Source organism: Rhodococcus sp. IEGM 27 (assembly GCF_033142305.1).
Taxonomy (GTDB): domain Bacteria; phylum Actinomycetota; class Actinomycetes; order Mycobacteriales; family Mycobacteriaceae; genus Rhodococcus_F; species Rhodococcus_F oxybenzonivorans.
Map to the genome: position 1 here is coordinate 38,265 of NZ_JAWLSG010000007.1, position 25,127 is coordinate 63,391.

The window sequence follows — 25,127 nt, forward strand, 5'->3', positions numbered from 1 at the left end:
AGGACACTACGAATGAGCTCGGTCCCGTTCCGCTACGACCCCGCCCGGTGCGCACTGGTCGTCATCGACATGCAGAACGATTTCTGCTCTCCCGACGGATCGCTGGCACAGAAGGGCTTCGACGTGGCCGCCCCGGTGGCGATGGCTCCGCGACTGGACCACCTCGTCGCGTCCGCGCGCACGGCCGGGGTCCAGGTGATCTTCGTGCGTACCCTGCACGACGAAACCACCGATACACCCCAGTGGCTCGGCCGCGTGGGTGAGGGACCGGACGCGTCACGCACCGGAATCACCTGCCGCACAGGAACGCCTGGGGCAGATTACTACGCCGCTGCTCCGCGGGAAGGCGACGTGGTGATCACGAAGAATCGGTTCAGCGCATTCGTCGGCACCAACCTCGACCTCACCCTGCGTTCCCTCGGCATCGATTCCCTGCTTTTCACCGGCGTCGCCACCGAGGTGTGTGTCGAGTCGAGTCTGCGTAGCGCGTTGTTTCACGAATACTGGGTCTCGCTCGTCGAAGACTGCGCTGCCACCTACAGCCGAACAGCCCACGACGCTTCGGTGTCCGTCGTCGCACAGAACTTCGGCACCGTGATCACCGCCGAGAAGCTCGAGTCGTTCTGGACCGCACTACCAGCATCGTGAAGTGCTCCGGCGGCGACCCGCGATGTCGGCCGGCACGACACCCGCAGCGACGGCTGCCCCGACTCTCGAACCTCTCACGCAGCCCCATCGCTCGACAGGCTCGGAATTGAAGCGGGTCAGGGGGTCCGGTGCGGGGCGTCGAAACGGATCGACCACAACCTCGTGACCGTCGATCGTCAAGGTCAGTCGTTAGGGAAGCTCCGCACTCGCACTCGGGCACAGGGCCCAGGGCCCAGGGCCCAGGCTGACGATTAGTGGCTCGATCCCATCGGCAGCGTTGCGGTCACCACGGCGGCCGAACCGGAAATGGTCAACACCGTGCTACCTGTTGGTTGCGGCGATCCCGTCGCGGAGTTGGCGCGATCTCAACCTACGAAACGAAGGATTTGCCTAGCTGCGCGAATCTCGGCCCCGGTCAGCCCTTTCGGGCGACTGGGGCCGTTCCAACTTATGTGGAGCCAGATGTTTTGCTCTCAGCCCATCGAACGAGATCGATTCGGCCACCTGAGAATTACGTGTTTCGTGGTCGTATACATGGTGCTCCCAGGGCGTGGGCTGACAGACAGCCGATGTTGGTGATCCGCACCGGCATCTACGCATGGTCAATGAATCAGACTTCGCGGGGGTCTTCGCATGAGTCAGCAGGAGAAGCAACGGCGACTGTGAGCTCAATCTCGACGGGCGCTCCGGACGGCAGAGCGTACACACCGATCGCACTGCGAACCGGCAGCGCGTCGAGTTCCAGGTAGTCGACCAGCACGTCGGAAGCACCGTCGGCCACCGCGGACAACTCGCGGAAGTCCGGGGCACACGCGACGAAGACGCTCATGCGAAGGCATCGCGAGATCGCTGCCGTGCCGCCTACCGCCGCGGCGACGGCGTCGATCGCGTTTCTCGCCGCCAACGCGGCCGCCTCCCGGGCCAGCGGGATGTCCAGGTCTCGTCCGACGACACCGGTAACCGTGAGCACACCGTCGCGGCGTGGTGTCATCCCGGCGCTGTAGGCGATCCCGTCGTGCACGACGGCGGAAATATAGCGGCCCTGGGGTCGTGGGGCTGTGGGGACGGATTCCAGCTCAGACACCGAGTGCGATTCCTTCCTGGCGGGGATCGGCGGCGCCGGAGAGCAGGCCGCGCGCCGCGTCGAGGGAGATGATCTGCGCGCTCCCACCGGCGGCCCACGGACCCTGCAGTGCGACGTCGTGACCCAGGTGCTCCAACTCCGTGCGCACTTCCTCCGGAATGCGGGATTCGCACCGCAGTTCCGCGGGGCGACCGACCACATCGGCGTCGCTGCCGGGGAAGACCGTGAAGCGAGGTGCCGCGACGGCCTCCGCCGGGTCGAGTCCGTGATCGAGCAGGTGTGAGATCAGTTGCATGTTCCATTGCACCTGCCCGTCCCCGCCCGGGGTGTTTCCGACGTGCAGGAGATTCCCGGACGTATCGGTGATCACCCACGCGTTGAGGGTGTGCAGCGGTTTACGCCGCGGCGCCGCGGCATTGGGATGCCCCGGGATCAGATAGGCCCCGCGGCCGAATCGGTTGTTCAGCACCACTCCGCTGCCGGGGACGGTCATCTTGGCGCCGAACGTGAAGGCGAGCGAGTGGATGAAACTGACCGCGCGGCCGTCGGAGTCCACCGCGACGGTCGAGGTGGTATCACCGGCGCTCACGCTGAAGGCGCCCGACGACGCCCGGCGGCCGTCCAGCCGGTCTCTCGCCGCCCCGATCGCGACCGGCTCGAGCACGGCCTTCCACCGGTCGTTGCCGGCGCCGCAGGTCGCGAACCGATCCTCGAAGGACATACGGGCCGCTCGCGCCATGCGATCGACGGCCGGAGCGGTGAGCCACGGGGAGAAGCCGACGACGCCGTCGTTCAGCGCCGCCTGCTGCAGCACCATCCATCCGGGGGTGGGCAGGGGCGTCTGGTGAACGACCGCGCCGGCGTAGTGCCCGCTGATCGCGGACTCCCGTCGCACGTCGGCGCCTGCCGACCACTCGTCACCGCCGAACGGCGCCCCACCGGCGCGGAGCGCGTCGACCGCCTGCTGAGCGAACGCGCCGGTGTAGAAACTGTGCACGTCGCGCGCCAGTGCCTCGATGGTCCGGGCCAGGTCGCGCTGCGGCAGCCGCTCCCCTACCTGCGGCAACCGGCCGTCCGGGAGGTACACCGCACGCAGTCCGGGGTCGGCGGCGATCGCGGTCTGCGCTTCTCTCACGTCGTCACGCGTCTTGGCCGAGCAGGGAAGCCCCTTCTCCGCCGCGCGCACCGCCGGTGCCCAGAGGTCCGTCAGCGAGCGGGTGGCACCACCCGCGTGCAACGCGCCGAGGGCCGCCGGCGCTCCGGGAACCGCCACCGCCAGCGCCCCGTCAAGGGGAATTGACCGCAGACCACGTTCGGTGTAGAAGTCCACGTCACCGCCGTCGGGCCCGAAACCGCTGCCCCCGACCGTCCACACCGATCCGTCCGGTTCGCGGACGACGGCGAACGCGTCACCGCCGATCCCGCACTGTCCCGGCAACGTCAGCCAGGTCACCGCGGCCATGGCCAGCGTCGCGTCGATGGCGTTGCCGCCGTCGGCCAGAACGCGTGCACCTACCGTGCTCGCCGCGGGATGACTGGACGAGACCATGCCGTCGGCGGAGAGAGTGGACGGTCGGGGGTTCACTTCATGCACCCCCGCGCGGCCCGCCGGCGCGGGATGGAGCTGGTGTCGTCGGGGTCGATGCCGACGAAGATTTCGCCGTCACGTTCTTCGACCGGGTAGGTCTTGATGGCCACCGTCGCAGGCGGGCACACCGGTTCCCCGGTCTCGAGATCGAATACACTTCCGTGGCAGGAGCATCCGATGCCGTCGTCGACGAGTTTCCCGGACGAGAGCAGGCAGTCCAGGTGTGTGCAGTAGTTGGACGTGGCGTAGGCCTTCCCGTTCAGGCGGGCCACCGCGAATTCGTGTTCACCGGCGAAGAAGCGGCGCACGATGCCTTCGGAAACCTGTCCGGAGCGCGCAACGCGAGTGAATTCCATGGTCTTCTCCCTCTGTCGACAGGTAGGTCTCAGGCCGAAGGGCTGAGGTAGACGGTCTTTTCGGCTTGGTAGAACTGCATCATCGAGTCACCCGCCTGTTCCTTGTGGGTCTGCGTGCTCGAGGCCTTGAATCCGCCGAACGGGGCGTTCATGCTCATGCCGGTGGTGGGCTGGTTGATCTTCACCAGGCCCGATTCGGAACGGCCCGCGAACGCGAGTGCCTTGGTCACGTCGTTGGTGACGATTCCCGCGCTGAGCCCGAATTCGGTGTCGTTCGCGAGCGCGACTGCCTCGTCGAAGCCGGACGCCCGCAGGAAGACCAGCAGTGGTCCGAACACTTCTTCCGTGACCACCCGCATGTCAGGGCTGCCACCGGCGAACACGGTCGGGACGGCGAAATAGCCGTTCCCCCTGTCGAGACTTGCTCCGCCGCAGACCAGTTCGGCTCCTTCATCGCGGCCGATCTGCACGTACTCGAGGAACTTGGCGAGCTGCCCCGCGCTCGCGAGAGCCCCCATCCCCACACCCGGGTCGGAACCCGGACCGACGGTGATCCCTTTCGCAAGCTCCACTACGCGGTCCAGCAACCGGTCGTGGATCGCGTCCACCGCGATCACTCGGCTGGTGCCGGTGCACGCCTGCCCGGACAAACCGAAGGCGCCCTTGACGATCAACGCTGCCGCCTTGTCCACGTCGGCGTCGCCCAGGACCACGACGGGGTTCTTGCCGCCCATCTCGAGTTGGCTGCGGCGGGACGGACCCACTGCCGCGTGGATCGCGCGGCCCACCTGGGTGGAGCCCGTGAACGTCACCGCATCTACACGCTCGTCCGCCGCGACCGCGGCACCGGCACGACCGGAACCCTGGACCAGGGCGAGGGCCCCGGCCGGAAGTCCCCCGGCGAGGAGTGCCTCGACCAGCCGCTGTCCCATTAACGGCGTGAGCTCGGAAGGTTTGAACACCACGACATTTCCGGCGGCCAGCGCCGGTCCGAGTTTGCGCGACGGAATGTTGAGTGGGAAGTTCCAGGGGGTGATGGCCCCGACAATTCCGACGGGTTCGCGCAGGGTGATGACGAGTCCCTTCCCCGGGGTGGGGTACGTGCTGCCGGTGGTGCGTAGCGCCTCACCCGCGTAGAAGCGCAGGTTCATCGGCGTGCGACCGACTTCCATGGTCGCCTCCGCGCGGGTCTTGCCCTCCTCTCGGACGAGTTCGTCGACGAGTTCACTTGTGCGCGCCTCCAGGTGCGCGGCCGCGGCCTCCAGGATCGCCGCGCGGCGTTCCGGGGGCGTCGTGGCCCACTGCGGCGCCACCTTGGCCAGCGCGCTGACGGCGGCATCCACGTCGGCCGCGGTCGAATCCGGGAACACGCCGATCACGTCGTCGTGGTCGGCGGGGTTGCGCCGCTCGAACGTCACTCCGGAAGATGACGGGACCCACTGCCCGTCAATGAAATTGAGTCCCTCGATCATGACACCGTCACCAATTCCTCGTCGTCCTCGTCCATCAGGTCGAACAGATCGACGTCCTCGTCCGCCAGCCGGGCAGGCGCGATCGACCGGCCGATCAGTTCTCTGGCCGCGCTGATCTCTTCGCCGCGCTCGAGCGTGAAGGCGCCGCGTACGACACCGCTGTCCAGGTAAAAGGCGGTGAACTCGCCGCCGTCGGCGCTGCCCCGGATAACCAGGTCGGTGTAGCGGGCGGTGCCGGTGAACTGGATGTTTTTGCCGAACTGATCGGACCAGAACCAGTGTGCTGGGTCCACCACCCCGGCGCGGCCGAGCATCAGGTTCGCGGTCGCCGCTCCCTGCTTGCTCGCGTTGTCGAAGTGTTCGACGCGAACGTGTCTGCCTGCCATGTCGGAGAATCGCGCTGCCACGTCACCGGCGGCGTAGACGTGCGGAACGGATGTCCGCCCCTGTGCATCCACGAGAATTCCGCCGTCGACGGCCAGTCCGGAGGCCTGCGCGACCTCGACGTTGGGTACGATCCCGATGCCCACCACCACGACGTCGGCTTGAATCACTTCTCCACCGTCGAGCGCGATGAGCACGCCGTCGGGCCGGGTCCTCACGGTGTCGACGCGGACACCCGCGCGGACGGTGACTCCGTTCTCCCGCTGTAACCGGGTACAGACGTCGCCCATCTCGGGTCCGAGAATTCGGGCGAGTGGCACCGGGTCCGCTTCGAGGACGGTGACCTCGGCGCCCAAGGCTTTTGCGGTGGCGGCAATTTCGAGTCCGATGAAGCCTCCGCCGATCAGCACCAGACCGACGCCGGGACGAAGGTGGGCGGCGAGCCGTTCGGCGTCGTCGATCGTCCTCAGGTAGTGCACCCGTTCGCGCGCAGGCCCGTTCACGGGCATCGTGCGCGGTCTGCCGCCGGTCGCGATCAGTACCGCGTCGGCCGCGATGCTTCGCCCGTCGGACAGGTCGACCGATCCACCGCTCGCGTCGATCCGGGTCGCCGTCGTGCCGGTGAGGAGATCGACGTTCTGCTTGTCTCGCCACGTGTCGGGAAGCAGCATCAACGATTCGCGATCCTCCTGCCCGGCAAGAAATTCCTTGGACAGCGGTGGCCGCTGATACGGCGCGTGCGACTCGTCGCCGACGAGGAGGATCCTGCCGTCGAATCCTCGGCGTCGCAGGGTGCGCGCCGCGACGGCAGCGGTCTGGCCGGCGCCGATGGTGACGATGGTGTTCAACGTCATGGGGTCACTCGCTCTCTCAGTCGACTTCGGCCGGCGAAGTCGCGGTCTCGGCGTAATCGGGGCTGCGGGTGAGATCCACGTAGACGACGTCGTCCTCGACCTTCACCGCGTAGGTCGGCTGGCACAGGTCCTGGTCTTCCTCGTAGCCGGTGTCGAGGTCGAACGCCCATTGGTGACCTGGGCAGATGACCCGCCCGTGCAGCAGGGTGCCTTTCGCCAGTGACCGATCCTGATGGATGCACAGATCACGAAAGGCGTAGATCCGGTCGTCGGCCTGGAACAGGGCGACCGCGGTGTCCCCGACCTCGACGCGAAGCTTCCGGCGGCGGCCGAGCTCACGCACGGTGACCACCCGGGTCCAGTTCGTCTCCATCGTTCTCTCCTGTCGGGCGAGATGCCTGCGTCGGGAGGGGCCCGATGCGGGCCCCTCCCTGCGCACGGTCAGGCGGTCGCGAGCTCGAGGTCGGTTGCCACGTACGTGTCGTAGAGCCCCTTCGTGTACGAAAAGCGCATCTCGGCCCCCCACTGCACGAGTTGCAGGCAACGCTGTTGCAGCTGCGGGGTATCCGCATGGTCGAGCACGATCTGGTATCCGCGCTCACCGTGCACGACGTCCGACGTGATGTGCAGGTCGAAGAACTCGATTTCGTCCTCGGTGAACCCGTATACCTCGCGCAGAGGGATGATCTGCTTCTTGTAGATGCTCGGAACCTGCGACTCGAGTCCGACGACGAGCGCGGCGGTGGCCACGACGAAGTGTTCACGCTGCGATACCGCGTAGCACCAGGACTGCAGTCCGCGGGTGATCGCGTTCATGTTCGACGGATCCTCGACGCGTTCCTTCGTGGTGCCGCACGCCTCGGCGAACTTGATGAGGAGGTCGGTGTGCCGGATGTCGGCCAGTTCCTCCTCATACATGTTCTGGAGGGTGAAATCCTTTGCATTGGTGAAGTTGTCGGGGGTGTTCGAGTAGATGTTCGCGAGGTAGTCGGCGAAGGGGCCGACGTAGTGGTAGTGGTTCTCCGCCCACCGCGCGAAATGGTGCTTCTCGAGCTTGCCCTCGGCCCACGCCTTGCTGAACGACGCGTTCTTCGCTTCGCGGCCCTTGATGGCGTTCTCCAGAGCTGTGCGGAATTCGTCCCTGCCTAGAAGTTCGGTCATGATGTGCCTCGTCTTCCTCGAGTATGAGATTGGTTGGGGATGCTCCGACTGGAGTGAATTCGACGTTATCGACTCGCAGCCTGCCCGACCACGGTCGAAGTGACTGCGTTGGAGCGGTTTCGATGTGCACGTTGTCGGCACGTCGTGACCGTCAGCTGGTTACTGCGGCGAGGGCTTCGAACTCGGCCAGCATCGCTGCTCCGACCTCCTTGTCCTGCTTGCCGTTTCCGCCGCTGATACCGACGCCGCCGACGATCTGGCCGTCGAAGACGAGGGGAAATCCGCCGACGAACACCGCGAACTTGCCCGGCAGCATCTGGCTGATGCCGAATGCCTCGTTTCCGGGCAACGCGGGACCGTCGGGGGCCTCGTTGAAGAGGTGCGTAGCCCGCTCGTGACCGGCGGCGGTGAACGCTTTGGCGATCGCGATGTCGACGCCGGTCAGGCGCGCACCGGGCAGCCGGTGCAAGGCCAGCACGTTGCCGCCGTCGTCGCAGACGCACAGGGTCTGCTTGACGCCGATTTCCTCGGCCTTCGCGCGTCCCGCGGCGAGCAGTGGGAGTGCGTCGTCGAGGGTGATTCGGTGAACCTGATGCATTGTCTTCTCCGTTGCGTATTCGGGAGGAAGTGATGCACCGATTTCTATCACCGGCACAGCCGGAGGAACCATGGTCAAACTATCCGGCATTTTCGGCGAAATCAGGGCATAGTGCATAGGAAGTGCGGGCACGCGCTCCGCCATACTGCACTTTTCGACCACCCGAGGAGGGTCCGTAGTGGACGACACCACGACACCGAACGCGGAGGACGAGCGACTGTCGTTACGCGGCCTGCTGGAAGAACCCCTGCTCGCGTCGGCCCGGCTGCTGTCCGGCACGGACGCCCTGCGCGGCCCGGTGACGTGGTGCCTGCCGTGGGGTGAGGTGATGAGCCGGCCCGACTCGCTCGCCGAGGTCGCTGTGTACACCCGGCCCGAAACCCTCTCCGCGCACGGACGTGAACTCGAGTCGCTGGTGGCGCGGGGAGCCGGGGTCCTTCTCGTCGACGGGTCGGCGCCCGCGGGCACGGTCTGGCCGACCGGACTCACGGTCGTGGAGCTGGGTTTTCCCGTCGGGTTCACCGCGCTCAACCGGCTCCTCGCCGAGCGCGCTCTCACCCAGGAAGCGCACGTGATGCGCTATGCCCTCACCGTGCACCAGTCGCTCGCGGGGTTGCTGCACCGCGGAGCGGGTCTGCCGATGCTGATCCGTGAGGTCGCGACGCTGACCTCGGACGTCGCCGTCGCCCTGGACGTCCGGGGACGCCTCCTCGCGCACGCGGGACTTCCGGACGTCGAGGACGCGGGCACCGTCGCCCTGCTGGAGGCTCTCGCGGGCGCCCTGCCGCGCCTCGAGGAATCGCCACCGGCACGGATGCACAACGTGCACGTGTTCCGCCTGGAGCATCCGGAGGGACTGTTCGCGCCCACGACGGCAGTCGCCGGGGCCATGCAACTCGCCGGCCGCTACGAGGGCTGGATCGTGGTCGTCGTGCCCGGGGCGAACCCCCGCAGACACGACATCGCGCAGCACCGGGTGGTCGTCGAACAGGCCGGGACGATCATCGGCACCGAGATGCTCCGGCAGCGGAGCGTGGACGAGGCCGAGGAGCGGGCGCGCGGCGACTTCGTCCAGGCCCTTGTGCACGGCAACTTCGCCAACGACCACGACCTGCGCACCCGGGCCGCGCTGCACGAGATCGATCTGGACCTGCACTACATCGTGTTCGTCGCTCCCGGTCTCGTCGACCGCGCCTCGGGACGGCCCGGCGCGAGCATGGTCCGGCTGGCACGGTACGCCGCCGGCGTCCTGCCGCGTCCGGGCGTACGTTCGCACGTCACCGTCATCGGCGACGTGCTCGTGGTGATTCGATCGCTGAGTTCCGTCGACGCGCCCGGTGTCGAATCCGAGATCAGCGAGTACGCGCACGCCATGTCGCTCGATCTCGAAACCCGTTTGGGTCAGCGGATTCCGGTGGCCCACGGACGTCCCGCGGCGGGCGCCCGCGATATCGGGGAAAGCTACCGTGAGGCCCGGATCACCCTGGGCATCGCCCAGCGGCTCGGGTTGTCCGGTTCGGTGGCCTACAACGACCTTCGCGGGTTCAGTGTGCTCGCCCGCGCCACCGACACCGACGAGAGCCGACGGCTCATCCGTGACGTCCTCGGCCCCCTTCGGGCGTCGAATTCACACGCCGACACCGAGGAGTTGCTGTTCGCCTACCTCGAGGAGGGCGGCAACATCAATGCGGCCGCGCGGCGCCTCCGGATCCACCGGAACACGATGATCGCCAAGCTCGATCGCACGTCACGGCTCATCGGCATGGACATCCGGGAACCCGAGAACCAGTTCACGCTGTGGCTGGCTCTCCGTCTCGATCTGCTCTCCCAGGTGCAGGACACCGTCAACCACGAGATCGTGACCCGCTAGCCCTCAGACGACCCCCCCGGGTTCTCGCCTGCGAACGTCCCGGCCAATCCGGCGAGCACGACGAGTGCCGCCACGGCGAACAGCAGTCCGTACGGATCGGCCGCCAGGTGCGCCGCCACGCCCACCCAGGCGGCACCCACGGCGGAGCCACCGAAGCGGATGAGGTTGAACAGTCCCAGACCGGTTCCGACGGCCCCCGCCGGCGAACGGGTCGAACCGGCCGCGGCGGGCGTCTGGACCATGCCGATCCCCACTCCGGCGACGACGAGCACGGCGCCGACGGCGATCAGGTTCCGGATGTCGGCGGACAACGTGATCGACAATGCCACTTGACTACTGATCAAGACCGCCAGACCGGTTCGCATCACCACCCGGGCCCCGATCCTGTCGACGAGACGCCCGACGACGGGCGCCACGCACGTCATGACGACCGGTAGCACGAAGAGCATCAGCCCCGCCTGTGTGGTTGAACTGCCCGAACCCGTCAGGTAGAGCGGAAGCGCGAGCAGCAGGGCCCCCAGCGCGAACATCTGGGTGAATGCAGCGAGTGCACTACGCAGGAACCGCGATTCGAGCACCAGGTCGATGGGCACGAACGGGTTCGCCGCCCGCCGGCAATGGAGCACGAACCCGGCCATGACGACGACTCCGCCGCCGATGGTCGCGATGCTGACCCAGGCGGGCACCTGCTCCATCGAGACGGTCGTGAGGCCGAGGATCAGCAGGACCGCGCCGAGCGTGACGGTGGACGCTCCGATCACATCGAGTCGCATCTTCTTGCCGGGGTAGCACGGGATGTAGCGGAGGGTTGCGGCGAACCCGATCAGGGCAACCGGCACCAGTGGCACGAACGCCCACCGCCAGCCCCACAAGTCGCTGACGATTCCGCCCATGGACGGGCCGACGGCCTGCCCGATCCCGTTCACCGCAGCCCAGGCGCCGACGGCGCGCGCCCGCCGTGCGGGCCCGAACAGCCACGCGATCAAGCCCATGACCGCGGGCGCGAACGCTGCCGCGGCGATGCCGCCGAGCGACCGCCACATCACGAGCACGGGCAGGGACGGCGCGAGCGCCGCGCCGAGCGAGCAGACCGCGGTTCCCAGCAGGGCCGCGCAGTACACGCGCCTGCGCCCGAACCTGTCCCCGATCCACCCGGCCAGTGGCATCGTCGCCGCGAAGGTGAGGAGGAATCCGACGACGACGAAGATGCCGCTGCCGAGACCGGCGTCGAAGTCGGTGAGGATCGCGTTCAACGGGGCGTTGACGATGTTGTTGCTGACCGTGCCGACGAACGTTCCGGCGAGCAGCGCCGCCAGCGCGGGCGACGTGCCGGGTCCGCGTTCGTCACCCGCGGTTGCACTCTGAGCCTGACCGACCGCCGTGTTCATAGAGTCCACTTCCATCCGAGAATTCGCGTTTCGGCGATGCCAGTTCCCGCCGGATACCCATGCCGCATTGCGCCCGTCAATTTTGGATAGGCAAGCCTAATTATTAACACGGGATTCCGTGAAACGGCTTCTGCCGAGCATTCCTTTACTTACGCGTGACAACAAGCAATCCCGGAGAAAAATGCCGGGCACAATGCACAAATACGCTGGTTACCGATGTGCACTCTGGACGTTGACCCTGGAAAACGCCCCGCGCACTATCACTGCATTGTGACTAGTGCCACTAGTCTGTACCTATTTCGAAGGGGCGCACCGTGGATGTAAGTCTCACCGCCGCACATTGGGTGTATCTCGGAGGAATCATCGTCATCCTCGGGACGATGCTCATGCGGAAGAACATCGTCGTCCCCGCCGTCATCGGCACGTTCCTGACCGCCTTCGTTTTCTCCGACAGCCTCGTCACCGGTCTCGCGTCGATCTTCAATGCGAGCCTCGTCGCCGCCCGCGAGCTGTTCAACATCTTTCTCATCATCGCGTTGGTGACAGCGATGCTCGGCGCCCTCCGGCAGATGGGGGCCGACCGGCTGATGGTCGCCCCGTTCCGGCGCGTCATGCGCGGCGGCACCAGTAGCTTCATCGTCCTGGCCGTCGTCACCTACACGATCTCGCTGTTCTTCTGGCCCACCCCCGCGGTTCCGTTGATCGGAGCCGTCCTCATCCCCGTCGCCATCCGCGCGGGACTTCCGCCGATGGCGGTCGGCATGGCGATCGCCATCTGCGGGCAGGGCATGGCACTGTCCTCGGACTACATCATCAAGGTGGCGCCGGGCCTGTCGGCGAAGTCGGCAGGTGTCGATCCGGACGTCGTCGCGGACCGCGCCCTGGTGATGTCCCTGATCGTCGGTTTCACCGCTCTCCTCATCGCCTACTTCACGCAGCGCAGGCACATGCGCCGGCCCGCACCGGAACTGCTCACCGACTGGGAGTCACGCGCGGAGAGCGACTTCGGCAAGCCCGGCGACGACGCCCCCGACGGCGGTTCGGCACCCACCGGTGGTCGCGCGATCGGTCGCGTACCGGCCGAAGCGGCGACGAGTGCCACCGCCGGCACAGTCACGACCGCCACGCCCGCTCCCCCAACCTCGACTGCCGTGCTCGCCGAACCCGTCACGGCCTCCGCCCGCCAGGTCATCGACGACACGTTCCAGAGCATCCGCGCCGCAAAGACTTTCGCAGTAATCGTGCCCACCGCGTACCTGGCATTCATCGTCTACCTCATGGTCGGAAAGTTCACCGACCTGGTGCCCGACCTCAAGGGCGGCGACGCGGCGGCAATGGTCGGCGGTATCGCCGCGCTCATCCTGTTCGCCGCTGCCGCGACCAACGACAAGAAGGGCTTCCTCGAGACGACGTCCGAGCATCTGATCGACGGCCTGGTCTTCGCGTTCAAGGCGATGGGCATCGTGATCCCGATCGCCGGATTCTTCTTCATCGGCAACGGTGACTTCTCCGCCGCCATTCTCGGGCTTCCCGCGGACGTGACCGGTCCGACGCTGCTCTTCGACCTGGTGAACGCCGCGCAGTCCCACCTTCCGCAGAACGCGTTCGTGACGTCGTTCGGCATTCTCGCCATCGGAATGATCGCGGGTCTCGAGGGTTCCGGATTCACGGGGCTGCCGCTGACCGGGTCGCTCGCGGGCGCGCTCGGTCCTGCTGTCGGAATGGATCCCGCAACCCTGGCGGCGATCGGTCAGATGGGGAACATCTGGTCCGGCGGCGGCACGCTCGTCGCCTGGTCGTCGTTGATCGCGGTCGCCGGTTTCGCCCGGGTTCCCGTCCTCGAACTCGCCCGGAAATGTTTCGTGCCCGTGGTGTCGGGCCTGGTGCTGTCCACCGCGCTCTCCGTACTGATCTTCTGACGGCACGCCGGCCTCGGTGGGCGATTCCCACCGAGGTCACGCGCGCAGTCGATCCGCATTCTCGAGGATCGCGGCACGCAGCGCCTGCTCCGGTTCGCTGAGAACACTCCGGCGGGCCTCCAGCACGAATTCGACGTCAACCGTCGGCCCCCACTCGTCGCGAGAGCGCATCCGCACCGGCGTCAGCCCCGCGGGTGGCAGCGTCTCGGCATGAAACACGACGCCGAGACCCGCAAGACACGCGGCCCGCAACCCGTTCAAACTGTCCGTCACACAGGCCACCCGCGCACCGCGCCCGGATTTCTCCAGGACGTCGAGCGCCGCTTCCCTCGTGATCGACGGCGGCGGGTACGTCACCAACGGCACCGGACTCTCCGTGTCCGGAACGAAGTCGGGTGCGGCGAAGAACCCCAACCGGTCGGTCCACACCAATTCGCCGTGCCGGTCTCCTCTGCGACGCTTCCCGAAGACCAGGTCCAGCCGGCCTTCGTGCAGTTGCCGGAACAACACTTCGCTCAACGCCACCGTGAGTTCGAGATCCACGAGCGGATGGCTGCGGCGGAATTCGCCCAGAATTCGAGGTAGCTCGTGCAGAACCAGATCTTCGGATGCCCCGAACCGGACGCGTCCCCGCACACCGGATTGCGTGAAGTAGCGCTCGGCGTCCGAGTGCCGCTCGAGTATCGAGGTCGCGAAACCCACCATGACGGAGCCGTCCGCGGTCAGCTCGACCGAGTGCGTATCCCGCAGAAACAGGCGGCGCCCGGCCGCCAGTTCCAGCTTTCCCACATGCTGACTGACCGTGGACTGTCGCAGGCTCAGTCGCCGGGCCGCGGCGGTGAAACTTCGGGTGCGCGCGACAGCGAGAAAGCTCCGCAGATGAACCGGATCGAACATCTCCCATTGTTATCACGATTCAGCATTACAGTAAACGCACCTATCGTCTTTCGAAATATCCGTACGTTCCTTACGGTCAAACCATGCTGACGAAGATCCCCCTGCTCAGAAGACTCGACCCCTTCATTCTCGGCATCCTGATCACCGTCGGGATCGCCAGCCTGATACCCGCCGACGGTACGGCCTTGACCGCATTCACCTGGGCCACGAAAGTGGCCGTCGGAATCCTTTTCTTCCTTTACGGCACCAGACTGTCCACGCAGGAGGCGCTACACGGTCTGCGTCACTGGCGCCTCCACCTCACCATCCTCGCGGCGACGTTCGTCATCTTCCCGCTACTCGGAATCGCTGCGCGCGTGCTGGTCCCGACGATCCTGACCCAACCGCTGTACCTCGGCCTCCTCTACGTCTGTCTCCTGCCGTCGACGGTGCAGTCGTCCATCGCCTTCGTGTCGATCGCCCGAGGCAATGTGCCCGGCGCGATCGTCAGTGCCTCGTTCTCCAACATCCTCGGCATCTTCGTCACACCGCTCCTCGTGGCATTGCTGATGACGAGCGAGGGGGCTGGATTCGACGGGTCCTCCGCGATCGGCATCCTCGTCATGCTCCTGCTGCCGTTCATCGCCGGCCAGGCCGTGCGACGATGGATCGGCTCCTGGGTGACGAAGCACGGCGCACCGCTCAAGCTCGTCGACCGGGGATCGATCCTATTGGTCGTCTACGTCGCATTCAGTGAGGGAATGAACGAGGGTATTTGGGGCACGCTCTCCGTCGGCCGACTCCTCTGCCTGCTCGCGGCGTGTGCGACGCTGCTCGCGATCGTCTTGTCCGTCACCTGGTTCGGTTCGAAGCGCCTCGGTTTCGACCGGGCCGATCAGATCACGATCACGTTCTGCGGCTCGAAGAAGAGCCTCGCCACCGGTCTCCCGATGGCGACCATCTTGTTCGCCGGTCAGCCGATCGGACTGATCGTGCTGCCACTCATGCTGTTTCATCAACTGCAGTTACTGGTGTGCGCATGGATGGCAGGCCGACTGGCACGCCGCACTGCTGTCAACGAGAAAGAACTCGCGACCAGCTACTCTCGTGCTCCCAGGAACGGTCCCAAAAGTCCGGAAGCTGCAGTTTGACCGCGATAGCCTCGCCGCAGGTCGCATTCGGTCCTGCGGCGAGGCACCTCTCGGTGTAGCTGGACCTGTACCAATCCGACCAAGCAAGACGAAGGGAATCAACTTTCGGACCGTGGACCCCGACGACCACCCGACCGCGTCGGGCGAGCGCTCATCGCCGAGCACCGAAACCGCGCCCGAAACACCCAACCCGAATCCGCTCCGGCCGGCGCGTCCGAACATGCACGATCGAGACTAGCCGGCACCACCCAGCCGAGCGCCGACTCCCGCTACGATCTCTCGCCCGCCGAGCATCGCCGCTCCCAGCCGCCCGACGGGTGGGTGGCGGCATGGATGCAGTAGCGGCGGGGCCCGGGACGGACAGCAGCACCCATCCTCAGCGCAGGCGCTAACGGTCAAAGTCAGTGTTTCGGAGTGTCTGACAGGCCCGATGATATCCGGTGATCCCGTGGCTGTGTCTGGGCACCCGGAGGGGAATCACTGTCATGAGCACATCCGAGGACATCCCGCCGCCACCGGAGGTCGTCATCGCCCATTCAAACCTGTGCGGCTTCTTCGAGGCCGACGCGGCGCATCCGGCGGTCCGGCCTCGAAGATCGACTACTACCGCTCGCTCATCTTCTCGAGCATGTGGTCGAGGACCCGGCCGTGTTCCTCCTGTGGACTGAACAAGATGACCTCCGCGTCTTGACCGGCTCTGACCGTGTGGCCGGGCGGCCAGTAGAACAGGTCACCGCCGACGACAGGTTCCTGGGAGCCGTCTGCATAAGTAACCGTAAGCTCACCGGCCAACAGGGCGTGAAGTACGAGGCGGCGAAGGTGCGGGCGGTCGCCGAACAGGCGATCCAGGTGGCGGTGCAGACCAAGGACAACCCGGCCGACCTGATCAACGTGGCGCTCGAGGAGCTGGTCCGGGCCCGCTGCGAACTACCGGGTTACACGACGCTGGATGCGGTGGCCGCGACGATCCGCGCGGAGGTCAACGGCGAGTTCCTCGCGCAGGTGTCGGGACGCCCGGTGTGGGCCGAGCGGGCCCGGCTGGACCGGCTGCTGGTGGTGGACCCGGCGACGCGGCGCAGCGAGTTCGACCGGATCAAGACCCCGGCGCAGGCGGCGACGCTGGGCAAGTTCAAGGCGCGCCTGGCGCATGTGCAGGCCCTGGATGCGATCGGGCCGACCGAGGCGTGGCTCGACGGTGTTCCGCCGGGCAAGGTCGCCCACGTCGCCGGTGAGGCGCGGGTCGCGGGCGTCGATGACATGCGCAAGACCGGCGAGGCCAAGCGGGTGACGTTGCTGGTCAGCCTGGTGCACCAGCAGCGGGTGGAGGCCCGCGACGAGGTGGTGACCATGTTCTGCAAGCGCATGGCCGCCCTGCACAAGAAGGGCCGGGAGCGCCTGGAGGAGTTTGCGTGAGGCGCACCGTGCCGAGACGGAGCGGCTGATCGGCGTGCTCGGCGATGTTCTGGCCGGCGCCCGCGAGGCGACCACCCCACCCGAGCCGGACCCGGGCGACGGCCCGCCGTCCGCCGCAGCCCCCGGGGCGGAGGTCGACGTCGCCGAGCGGGCCGGACGGCTGCTGCTCAAGACGCTGGAGTCCGCCGGTGGGCTGGAGCAGCTGTCCGCGGCGCAGGAGGCGGTGTCGGCGTATCACGGCAACAATTACCTGTCGCTGCTGGAGGGGTTTTATCGCTCGCACCGCCCGGCGCTGTTCACGCTGGTCGCCGCTCTGGACATGGTGCCCACGACCGCGGACCGCAGCGTGCTGAACGCGATGGAGTTCATCCGCGCCAACCGGCACCGGCGCGGGGACTGGATCGAGGAGACGACCACCCACAGCCGCGACGGGCAGCAGCACCCGGTCGCGGTGGACGTCGACGCGTTCGCGAGCGTGATGTGGCGCAAGGTGCTGCGCGAGAAGAACCGGCCGGGGATGCTGTCGCGGCGGCACCTGGAGGTGTGCGTGTTCTCCCACCTGGCCGCCGAGTTGCGCTCTGGCGATGTCGCCGTGGTCGGGTCGGATTCCTACGCCGACCTGGGCGCGCAGCTGATGAGCTGGGACGAGTGCGCGCCGCTGGCGGCGCAGTTCTGCGATCTGGCTGGCATTCCGACCGAGGCCCCGGCGCTGGTCGAGTTCTACCGCCGCCAACTCACCGGCACCGCGGCCGCGGTCGACGCGGGCTACCCGGCCAACACCGATCTGGTCCTCGAGGATGGCAAGCCGATGCTCAAGCGCCGCAAGGGAGCCGACCGGCGCCCGTCCGCGCTGGCACTGGAGCAGGCGGTGCACCAGCGGCTGCCCGAGCGCAGCCTGCTCGACATCCTCACCCGCGCCGCCTATTTGACCGGGTGGCCGCGGCACCTGGGACCGGCGTCCGGGTCGGACCCGAAGATCCGCGGCGACGTCTTGGGCCGGTACGTGCTCACCGCCTACGCCTACGGCGCGAACCTCGGCGCGACCGAGGTGGCCCGGCACATGCGCGGCCAGGTCTCCGCCCACGAGCTCTACACCGCGGGCAACAAGCACTCCACCGCCGACAAGGTACACCGGTGCTCGGCCGACGTGATCAACGCGTTCACCACCCTGGACGTGGCCGGGATGCGGGGCGACGGGCAGATCGTCGCCGTCGACGGCTCGCAGATCGACACCTGGGAGAACAACCTGCTCGCCGAGTCCCACATCCGCTACGGCGGCTATGGCGGGCTGGCGATGCGGTTCGTGTCCGACTCCTACATCGCGCTGTTCAGTCATTTCGTGCCGTGCGGGGCGTGGGAAGCCGTCTACATCGTCGATGGGTTGCTGCGCAACGAGTCCGACGTCCAGCCGGACACCATCCACGCCGACACGCAGGGGCAGTCGCTGCCGGTGTTCGGGCTCGCCGCGCTGCTCGGGTTCGAGCTGCTGCCGCGCATCCGCAACTGGCACGACCTGAACTTCTACCGCCCCGACCCGGCCACCCGGTACTCCCATCGACTCCCTATTCGGCGACAACGCCATCGATTGGGGCCTGATCGAGCGGCACTGGACCGACCTGCTGCGCACCGCGATCTCGATCCGCGAAGGCCGAGTGTCCTCGGTGACGCTGCTGCGTCGCCTCGGCAACCACTCGCACAAGAACCGCCTGTACCGGGCGTTCCGCGAACTGGGCCGTGTCATCCGGACGGTGACGCTGCTGCGGTACCTCTCCGAACCCGGGCTGCGGGAGCAGATCACGGCGGTCACGAACAAGGCCGAGGCGTTCCACGGCTACTCGGAATGGCTGATGATCGGCGGCAGGCTGATCGGCCACAACGACCCCGACCACCAGGAACGGGTGGTCAAGTTCAACGAGTTGCTGGCCAACTGTGCGATCTATTCGACCGCATTGGACATCACCGACGTCGCCAACGGCCTCGCCGCCGAGGGCTATCCCGTCGATACCGACGATCTGGCCACCATCACCCCGTACATCCAGCACACCATCCGCCGCATGGGCGACCTCGTACTCAATCTGTCCCTACCCGAACAAGCGCCGGTCACCTGGCTGGACCTGGAACCGCGAGTGTTGTTCGCCCCAACCCCGTGATCGGCCCCAGCGTCGGTGTTCGGCACGGGCGAAGAGTGGTCGGACACGGCGCTGCACCTTGGAGCGCGGGCGTGTCGCCAGGTGGCCATCGAGGTAGAAGCGTCTGCGCAAGCGGATGGATCATCGGGAACTTCGAATCTCGAACTCGATGAAGTCGGATCCATCTGTCACACGCGTGCCGGGGCCGTCTCTTGCGCTTCACGGCAAGCGTGCCCGCAACGACCAGCCCGCGCCAGTTCCCGTCACGCCCATCTCGGTGACCGGGGCTAACGCACCTGCGATCGGCTGAACCCACAGAGAAACGTCCGCCCCAATAGTGGCGAGACCAGCCGACAACGCCCACCAGCCGGCGTCCGAGTCGAGGAAGCGATTCGTCACCAATCACCAAGATTGCTGCCCCGGCTCCGCAGCCTTCTAGAGCTAGATCCGCCGACCAGCCCCCCGGCGAGGGCGCCGAGGGTGGCGCTGCCATCCAGCCCACCTGGAACGTGGCCTGGATGGCCAGGATGCGGCGCCGAGACCAGGTCTGCGCCTCCGGTGCGGTGGTCAGTGCCCACGCCTCGTCGGTGAGGGTGAAGGTGCGCCGACGTGCGCTGACGCTCGGTAGTCGCGCCGGAAACGGCGGTGGTCGGTTTCGCTCATAACTGCCAGGTCCCTTCGAATGTGGGTTCGGTCTTGTCGAGAAACGCCCGCGATGCCAAGGGCTCGTCGGTCGCGAAGTTGATCAGCTGGGCACGGGACTCACCTTCCAAGGCCTCACGGAATGTCGAGCTGCTCGCTTGGTTGATCATCACCTTGGACTGTGCAAGCGCGATGGGAGGACCGCTGGCCAGCCGAGTAGCCAGGTCCAGGACGAAGTGGTCGAGCTCGTCCGGTGCCTTCACCCAGGTCGCAATTCCGATCCGCAGTGCCTCGTCGGCATCGATGATCTCGCCGAAGAAGGCCATCCGCTTCGCCTGCTGAAGCCCTACGACGCGAGGCAGGAGCCACGATCCGCCGAAATCGACGGACATACCGCGTCTGGGGAAGATCTCGGAGAAGCGTGCCGTGGTGGAGGCGACAACCAGATCGCATCCGAGCGCGAGATTGCACCCGGCTCCCACCGCGACACCTTCGACCCTGGCCACAGTCGGTTGCGGCAAGTGATGCAACGCCTCGGCGATGTCACCCATCCAGCGCATCCGGTTCAGAGGGTGTCGCGGCTCCTTCTCACCTGCAAGGTCGGCGCCGGAGCAGAAGTCTCCTCCGGCCCCTGTCAGCACGACAGCACGGACGGTCTCGTCGGCTCCTGCGTTTCGTATCTCGTCTCGAAGTCGGGTGAAAGCGGCCTCGTCGAGTGCATTCTTGCGATGGGGACGGTTGATCGTCAGGGTGAGTATCGCGCCGCTTCGCGTGACGAGCACGGAGTTCGTTGCGGATGCCCCGGAATCAGCGGCGCTGTCTCGTGTAGAACTCATCGGCTTGCGCTCCTTGTTCTCCGCGACCGGTGTCGATCGCTCACCGCCCCACGGCTGCGAAACACCTTGTTCGCAGCCGACGCGATCAGCGACCGACATACCGCGGCTCGCGCTTCTCGAGGAATGAGCGGACACCCTCACTGTGATCTTCGGTGGTGAACAACGACGTCCGTGTGGCGGTCACCCAGCGTCCGAATTCATGCCAGTCAGGATCCAGTGCGAGTCGAAGGCCGCGCTTGGTCGCGGCGACAGCCAACGGCGGGTTCGCCGCGATCTTCTCCGCCAGCTCGAGTGCGACCGGCATCACCTGCTCGTCGTCGACGACTCGGCTGACAAGTCCGATCTGCCGGGCCCTCTCCGAGTCGATCATCTCGCCAGTGAAAAGCAACTCTGCTGCCAGCTCGCGCCCGACGATCTGCGCGAGGCGGCCGAGCCCCGCTACGTCACTGCACAACCCCCGTTTGACGAACAGCTCGCCGAAACGCGCACTCCGTGCCGCGATGCGGATGTCGGCCAGCAGCGCAAGCTCCATCCCCCATCCCACGGCGGTGCCATTCACAGCCGCGATGACCGGAATATCTGTGGCCAACAGGGCCCCCGCGGCCGGAGTGATTTCTTCGTCAAACACCGGGCCCGGACCTGCGCCACCGCCCACCGCTCGGACATCGTCGCCCGAGCAGAAGGATCGTCCGGCACCGGTGATGACCAATACGCGAGCCGTCGCGTTGTGCACGAGTTCGGTCAGCTCGGCGTAGGTCTCGAGCCGTAACGCGTTGTGCACCTCGGGCCGCATCAGCGTGATCACCCCGACGTGGCCTACTTCTTGGTAGGAGATATCTTGCATTTCGCCGTGCAACCTTCCCGGCCGAATATCCAGACAGTCTGTTGAGAGCAACCGCCGGAGTCGACCAAACCGCTATGTCAGATGAGCCGTGAAATGGTCGCAGGCTGCCTGCGCGGCCTGGTCGAAGATCACGCCCATATAGGGATCGAAGTGCCTACCGTCCGTGACGACAAGCCGCTTCGGTTCGAGCGCTCGTTCGTGGCCCGCGAACGAAAACACCTCGGCGAAGTCGTCGAGATGCATTTCCTTCACGCCGGACAAGCCGTGCGCGATCACGACGGCCGGCGCGGGAGAATCAGTTCCTTGCGCTGTGTAGAACCAGCCGCGCAATGTCACGCCATCGGCGTCGAACTCCACGTCCTCACCGGACATCGGCACATCCTCTTCTCTCGCTTGCGGTCTTCATCGACCGTAAGGGCGCGCAGGGCGGCGCCACAGGGACGAACGCGCCCACCGTCGGGACATAACAGTCGATGAAGCCTCGACTGGGCCTCATCGTGCTGCGCGTTCTGCTGCCCGGCGGCGGAGCTCGTTTCTCGCCAGAGCGTTCTTGTGCACCTCGTCCGGCCCGTCGGCGAAGCGAAGAGTGCGGATCCCGGCATACATGTTCGCGAGGGGGAAGTCCTGTGACAGGCCTGCTGCGCCGTGAACTTGAATCGCCTTGTCGAGGATCCACTACACCGTTGTCGGTGTTGCGATCTTGATCGCCTGAATCTCGCTGTGCGCGCCCTTGTTTCCGACTACGTCCATCAGCCACCCGCTTGTGTACCGACCTGAGGCCCAAGTCCAAGCCTGGGCAGCCGAACAACAGCGAGAACACAAGAAGCCCGAGCCGGATCCCACACCTGATCCTGAAAACCGTATGCCAACAAGAACTCCCGTCACCGCGGCGAAGGTCACCCGCACTTTCCGTCGCTTGGAAGCCGACCCAGCCACGCTCGCCGACACCCTCGTCGACCACCTCGATGCCGACGGATTGCGAACACTGATCCAGGCACTCACCGATCGACGCTGATTCGGAATACGTCTTGGGCTGTCCACCACGGTGACAGCCCAATGCCGAGATGCTTGTTGGCAAGCATTAGGCCGTCCAAGCAAATGTGCGGACGGCCTAACGCTTGCGATAGCTGGGCGGCGACTGGCGCCGACACGGTGACCTCGCGATCTCGGAGCCAGCAGTTGCGCCTCGGTTAGCGGGCGCGCGAAGCCCAGTCACCGTGGAGGACCGCTTTCCCGGCCCTTCGTGGCTCCGGCTGAATGGGGGAGGGACGTAGGTGGAAGGCCTCGATACCTCCGCTGGCCCGAGTACCCGCATGTCGTGACCAGCTTCACGATGTTCCAGTCCCTTCCTGGAAGCTGATACTCGAACTGGATGGAGAAGGGCGCTTCCCTCCCCCCAGTGGGCACGGTTGTCCTACGTGTCGCCCTTCACTCATCCATACCTTGGTGGTGTCCCTGATCCAAGAATTGTCGCGTCCTTTGTCACCAGCCTTAACCGGTTTCCCAGCACTGTTCGACTCAGGAGCCCTCATGACCCATACAATCGCGCCCGACGCGGCGCGGCGCCGTTCGCCGCTGCGCTCCGTCGTAGTGAGCGGTGTCGGCAACGTACTCGAGTGGTACGAGTGGACCGCTTACGCTGTCTTTGCACCGTTCATCGCCGCGGCAGTGTTCAATGCCGACGATCCTGTCTCCTCCCTGCTCTCCACGCTGGCCGTCTTTGCTGTCGGCTTCCTGATGCGCCCGCTCGGAGGAGTCTTCTTCGGTCGGCTCGCCGATCGCCGCGGACGTAAGTTCGTGCTCATCGCGACGATGCTGATGATGGCCTGCGGAAGCCTGGCGATCGGACTGATGCCGACCTACGACTCCATCGGCACCTGGGCGTCGGTGCTTCTGCTGGCACTGCGACTGATCCAGGGCTTCGCGCACGGTGGCGAATCCGCGACCGTGGCCGTCTACATCACGGAAATGTCCACTCCGCAGCGCCGCGGTATGTGGGGCAGCTTCACCTTCGTCGCCGTCTTCGGTGGAGCCGTGATCGCCTACCTGACCGGCGCGACGGTCACCGGCGCCCTCGACGCTACCGCCGTCTCGAACTGGGCCTGGCGCATTCCGTTCCTGCTCGGCGGCGCCTTCGCGGTTGTCGTCTTGATCCTCCGCCGCCAAATGGATGAGAGTGAGGTGTTCGAAGAGCATGCCGCAGGCGTGTTTTCGGGCACGACCACTGCGCCGCCGGTCTCCCGCAGGCAGCTGATCCGCGGCATCCTGCTCTGCTTCGCCCTGATGTCCGGTATCAGCGCCGCGCACTACACCTGGCTGTCCTACGCATCGACCTACGCCATCGTGCAGAAGGGCATGGACGCCAACTCGGCATTCTGGATGTCACTAATTGCCACCGTCATCGCCACTGTCGCCGTGCCCTGGTTCGGCCTGCTGTCGGACAAGATCGGCCGACGTCCCATGCTCATCACCTTCGGCGTCGGCATCGTCGTCCTTCAGTTCCCGCTGATGACCCTGATCAGCGATCGGCCGTGGACGCTCTTGGTCGCCGCCACTGTCGGCCTGATGATTGTCTGCGCAGGAAGTTGTGTCTCCGCCGCCATGCCCGAGATTCTCCCGACGCCGATCCGGGCGATGGCACTCGGTATCGGTTTCTCGAGTGCCTCGGCGATCTTCGGCGGAAGTGCCCCCTACGTGAACCAGCTGCTCAACAGCCTCGACGTCCCCTGGGCCGCGAACTTCTACATCATGTCGCTCGCCCTGCTCACCGCGTTCACGGCCTGGCGCCTGATCCCCGAGACCAAGGGCATCGACCTGGCCGCGGCGGGACGCGATGACACCGCCGCCCGTCAGCGGGGGGTTGCGGTAGTACTCGCCGAGAATCGGGCGGATATGCCTGGGTAGGCCCTTCGAGCTGGGGATCTTCGGGTTCTCCTGGGGCTAAGGACAACCGGGCGAGCTGGACAGAGCCGCCGACGTGGTTGAGGAGGCATGCGAACAGTGCAAGCAGGCCGGCGAGCGTTGGCTGTTGTCCTACGCCATGTGGGCGAAGGGGTTCTCGAGGCTCCTCCAGGGCGAGCTCGAGCAGGCCGAAGCCGATCTGTGCGAGGCGCTCCAACTCAAGCGGTTCACCCAGGACAGTCTGGGCCTGGCGTTCATCCTGGACGTTCTCGCCTGGACCGCCGCGGCGAGCGGCGACTGCGAGCGGGCCGCCGTACTCCTCGGCGCATCGGACCAGGCCTGGCAGACCATTGGCGTCCCACTGCTCGGAGCGAAACACCTGCTCGCGCGGCGCGAACAGTTCGAGAACATGGCTCGGCAGGCGATGGGCAACCCCGGCTTCGACACCGCGTTTGCGCGTGGAGGCCAGCTCACCGTTGAGGACATGCTGACCTTCGCGCTCCGAGAGCACCGAGTCTCCCCCGTCGAGCCCCGACAGGCCGACAGCTTGTTGACACCTCGAGAGCGCGAGGTCGCGGACCTGGTGGCGCAGGGAATGTCGAGCAAGGACGTGGCGGCCAAGCTGGTCATCTCCCGACGCACCGTCGACGTACACGTGGAGCACATCTTCGAAAAACTTGGGTTCAACTCCCGCACTCAGATCGCGACCTGGGTGGCACAACGGCGCGCGCCGGAATCGCCAAATCGGTGATAGCTGGGCGGCGACTGTCGCCGACACGGTGACCTCGCGATCTCGGCGCCAGCAGTTGCGCCTCGGTTAGCGGGCGCGCGAAGCCCAGTCACCGTGGAGGACCGCTTTCCCGGCCCTTCGCGGTTCCGGCTGAATGGGGGACGAGGGGTTGCGGTAGTACTCGCCGAGACTCGGGTATTCAAGGAGCGACCCGCGCGCGACCACAAGCCGCGGCTCGAGACGGCACCGCGCCAACCGTCCATCTTCGGTTATGCGCTTTTGA

The 25,127-nt window shown here is 66.4% G+C and carries 22 protein-coding genes and 2 pseudogenes; 9 read left to right on the forward strand and 15 right to left on the reverse strand.

Going from position 1 to position 25,127, the window contains the following annotated elements:
• Positions 1-12 precede the first annotated feature (12 nt).
• Positions 13-648 (forward strand): cysteine hydrolase, encoded by a 636-nt coding sequence (locus tag R4P95_RS23415; RefSeq protein WP_317744827.1) that lies wholly within the window; start codon positions 13-15, stop codon positions 646-648.
• Positions 649-1,258: 610 nt separating this feature from the next.
• Here the strand turns inward: R4P95_RS23415 and R4P95_RS23420 are convergent.
• From R4P95_RS23420 to R4P95_RS23455, 8 genes are all read right to left on the reverse strand, one after another.
• Positions 1,259-1,732, reverse strand: a complete 474-nt coding sequence (locus R4P95_RS23420) for a RidA family protein (protein WP_317744825.1) — start codon at positions 1,730-1,732, stop codon at positions 1,259-1,261.
• On the reverse strand, positions 1,725-3,317 hold the full coding sequence (locus tag R4P95_RS23425) for a gamma-glutamyltransferase family protein (RefSeq protein WP_317744823.1): 1,593 nt from the start codon (positions 3,315-3,317) through the stop codon (positions 1,725-1,727). Before R4P95_RS23425 ends, R4P95_RS23420 begins: the two co-directional genes overlap by 8 nt.
• Complete coding sequence (locus tag R4P95_RS23430) at positions 3,314-3,676, reverse strand: Rieske (2Fe-2S) protein (RefSeq protein WP_005245019.1); 363 nt, start codon at positions 3,674-3,676, stop codon at positions 3,314-3,316. Before R4P95_RS23430 ends, R4P95_RS23425 begins: the two co-directional genes overlap by 4 nt.
• A gap of 29 nt (positions 3,677-3,705) precedes the next feature.
• On the reverse strand, positions 3,706-5,148 hold the full coding sequence (locus R4P95_RS23435) for an aldehyde dehydrogenase family protein (protein ID WP_317744822.1): 1,443 nt from the start codon (positions 5,146-5,148) through the stop codon (positions 3,706-3,708).
• A complete protein-coding gene (locus R4P95_RS23440; RefSeq protein WP_317744821.1) occupies positions 5,145-6,386 on the reverse strand; it encodes an NAD(P)/FAD-dependent oxidoreductase in 1,242 nt (413 codons plus the stop codon). Before R4P95_RS23440 ends, R4P95_RS23435 begins: the two co-directional genes overlap by 4 nt.
• A 16-nt stretch (positions 6,387-6,402) precedes the next feature.
• Positions 6,403-6,759 (reverse strand): Rieske (2Fe-2S) protein, encoded by a 357-nt coding sequence (locus tag R4P95_RS23445; RefSeq protein WP_317744820.1) that lies wholly within the window; start codon positions 6,757-6,759, stop codon positions 6,403-6,405.
• A 68-nt stretch (positions 6,760-6,827) separates the two neighbouring features.
• A complete protein-coding gene (locus tag R4P95_RS23450) occupies positions 6,828-7,547 on the reverse strand; it encodes an iron-containing redox enzyme family protein (protein WP_317744818.1) in 720 nt (239 codons plus the stop codon).
• 151 nt (positions 7,548-7,698) lie between these two features.
• A complete protein-coding gene (locus R4P95_RS23455) occupies positions 7,699-8,145 on the reverse strand; it encodes a GlcG/HbpS family heme-binding protein (RefSeq protein ID WP_213572171.1) in 447 nt (148 codons plus the stop codon).
• A gap of 178 nt (positions 8,146-8,323) precedes the next feature.
• Between R4P95_RS23455 and R4P95_RS23460 the strand changes: the two genes are divergently transcribed.
• A complete protein-coding gene (locus tag R4P95_RS23460) occupies positions 8,324-10,015 on the forward strand; it encodes a PucR family transcriptional regulator (RefSeq protein ID WP_213572172.1) in 1,692 nt (563 codons plus the stop codon).
• Here R4P95_RS23460 and R4P95_RS23465 read toward each other — a convergent pair.
• Positions 10,012-11,403 (reverse strand): MFS transporter, encoded by a 1,392-nt coding sequence (locus tag R4P95_RS23465; protein WP_317744817.1) that lies wholly within the window; start codon positions 11,401-11,403, stop codon positions 10,012-10,014. The two genes, R4P95_RS23460 and R4P95_RS23465, sit on opposite strands and share 4 nt — an antisense overlap.
• A 314-nt stretch (positions 11,404-11,717) precedes the next feature.
• On the opposite strand from R4P95_RS23465, the gene R4P95_RS23470 reads away from it, so the two are divergent.
• A complete protein-coding gene (locus R4P95_RS23470; protein WP_317744815.1) occupies positions 11,718-13,322 on the forward strand; it encodes a hypothetical protein in 1,605 nt (534 codons plus the stop codon).
• Between the two features lie 36 nt (positions 13,323-13,358).
• Here R4P95_RS23470 and R4P95_RS23475 read toward each other — a convergent pair whose 3' ends face one another.
• A complete protein-coding gene (locus tag R4P95_RS23475) occupies positions 13,359-14,219 on the reverse strand; it encodes a LysR family transcriptional regulator (protein ID WP_317744812.1) in 861 nt (286 codons plus the stop codon).
• Positions 14,220-14,302: 83 nt separating this feature from the next.
• On the opposite strand from R4P95_RS23475, the gene R4P95_RS23480 reads away from it, so the two are divergent.
• From R4P95_RS23480 to R4P95_RS23490, 3 genes and pseudogenes are all read left to right on the forward strand, one after another.
• Positions 14,303-15,349, forward strand: coding sequence for a bile acid:sodium symporter family protein (locus R4P95_RS23480; protein ID WP_317744810.1), 1,047 nt, complete (start codon positions 14,303-14,305; stop codon positions 15,347-15,349).
• Between the two features lie 630 nt (positions 15,350-15,979).
• Complete coding sequence (locus R4P95_RS23485) at positions 15,980-16,762, forward strand: DUF4158 domain-containing protein (RefSeq protein ID WP_317744808.1); 783 nt, start codon at positions 15,980-15,982, stop codon at positions 16,760-16,762.
• Positions 16,763-17,570: 808 nt separating this feature from the next.
• A pseudogene (locus R4P95_RS23490) lies at positions 17,571-18,912 on the forward strand (transposase).
• Between the two features lie 198 nt (positions 18,913-19,110).
• Here the strand turns inward: R4P95_RS23490 and R4P95_RS23495 are convergent.
• From R4P95_RS23495 to R4P95_RS23515, 5 genes and pseudogenes are all read right to left on the reverse strand, one after another.
• A complete protein-coding gene (locus tag R4P95_RS23495) occupies positions 19,111-19,290 on the reverse strand; it encodes a hypothetical protein (RefSeq protein WP_317744807.1) in 180 nt (59 codons plus the stop codon).
• A gap of 260 nt (positions 19,291-19,550) precedes the next feature.
• Positions 19,551-20,369, reverse strand: a complete 819-nt coding sequence (locus tag R4P95_RS23500; protein ID WP_317744806.1) for an enoyl-CoA hydratase/isomerase family protein — start codon at positions 20,367-20,369, stop codon at positions 19,551-19,553.
• Between the two features lie 85 nt (positions 20,370-20,454).
• Entirely contained in the window at positions 20,455-21,213 is a 759-nt protein-coding gene (locus tag R4P95_RS23505; protein ID WP_317744804.1) for an enoyl-CoA hydratase/isomerase family protein, read from the reverse strand.
• Positions 21,214-21,285: 72 nt separating this feature from the next.
• Entirely contained in the window at positions 21,286-21,570 is a 285-nt protein-coding gene (locus R4P95_RS23510; protein ID WP_317744803.1) for a hypothetical protein, read from the reverse strand.
• 135 nt (positions 21,571-21,705) lie between these two features.
• Positions 21,706-21,975 (reverse strand): annotated as a pseudogene (locus R4P95_RS23515) (acyl-CoA dehydrogenase family protein); the annotation flags it as partial.
• A gap of 100 nt (positions 21,976-22,075) precedes the next feature.
• On the opposite strand from R4P95_RS23515, the gene R4P95_RS23520 reads away from it, so the two are divergent.
• The 3 genes from R4P95_RS23520 to R4P95_RS23530 all read left to right on the forward strand — a co-directional run bounded on the left by R4P95_RS23520 (position 22,076) and on the right by R4P95_RS23530 (position 24,865).
• Complete coding sequence (locus R4P95_RS23520; RefSeq protein WP_317744801.1) at positions 22,076-22,228, forward strand: hypothetical protein; 153 nt, start codon at positions 22,076-22,078, stop codon at positions 22,226-22,228.
• A gap of 515 nt (positions 22,229-22,743) precedes the next feature.
• Complete coding sequence (locus R4P95_RS23525; protein ID WP_317744800.1) at positions 22,744-24,117, forward strand: MFS transporter; 1,374 nt, start codon at positions 22,744-22,746, stop codon at positions 24,115-24,117.
• 73 nt (positions 24,118-24,190) lie between these two features.
• Positions 24,191-24,865, forward strand: coding sequence for a helix-turn-helix transcriptional regulator (locus tag R4P95_RS23530; RefSeq protein ID WP_317744798.1), 675 nt, complete (start codon positions 24,191-24,193; stop codon positions 24,863-24,865).
• Positions 24,866-25,127: the final 262 nt, after the last annotated feature.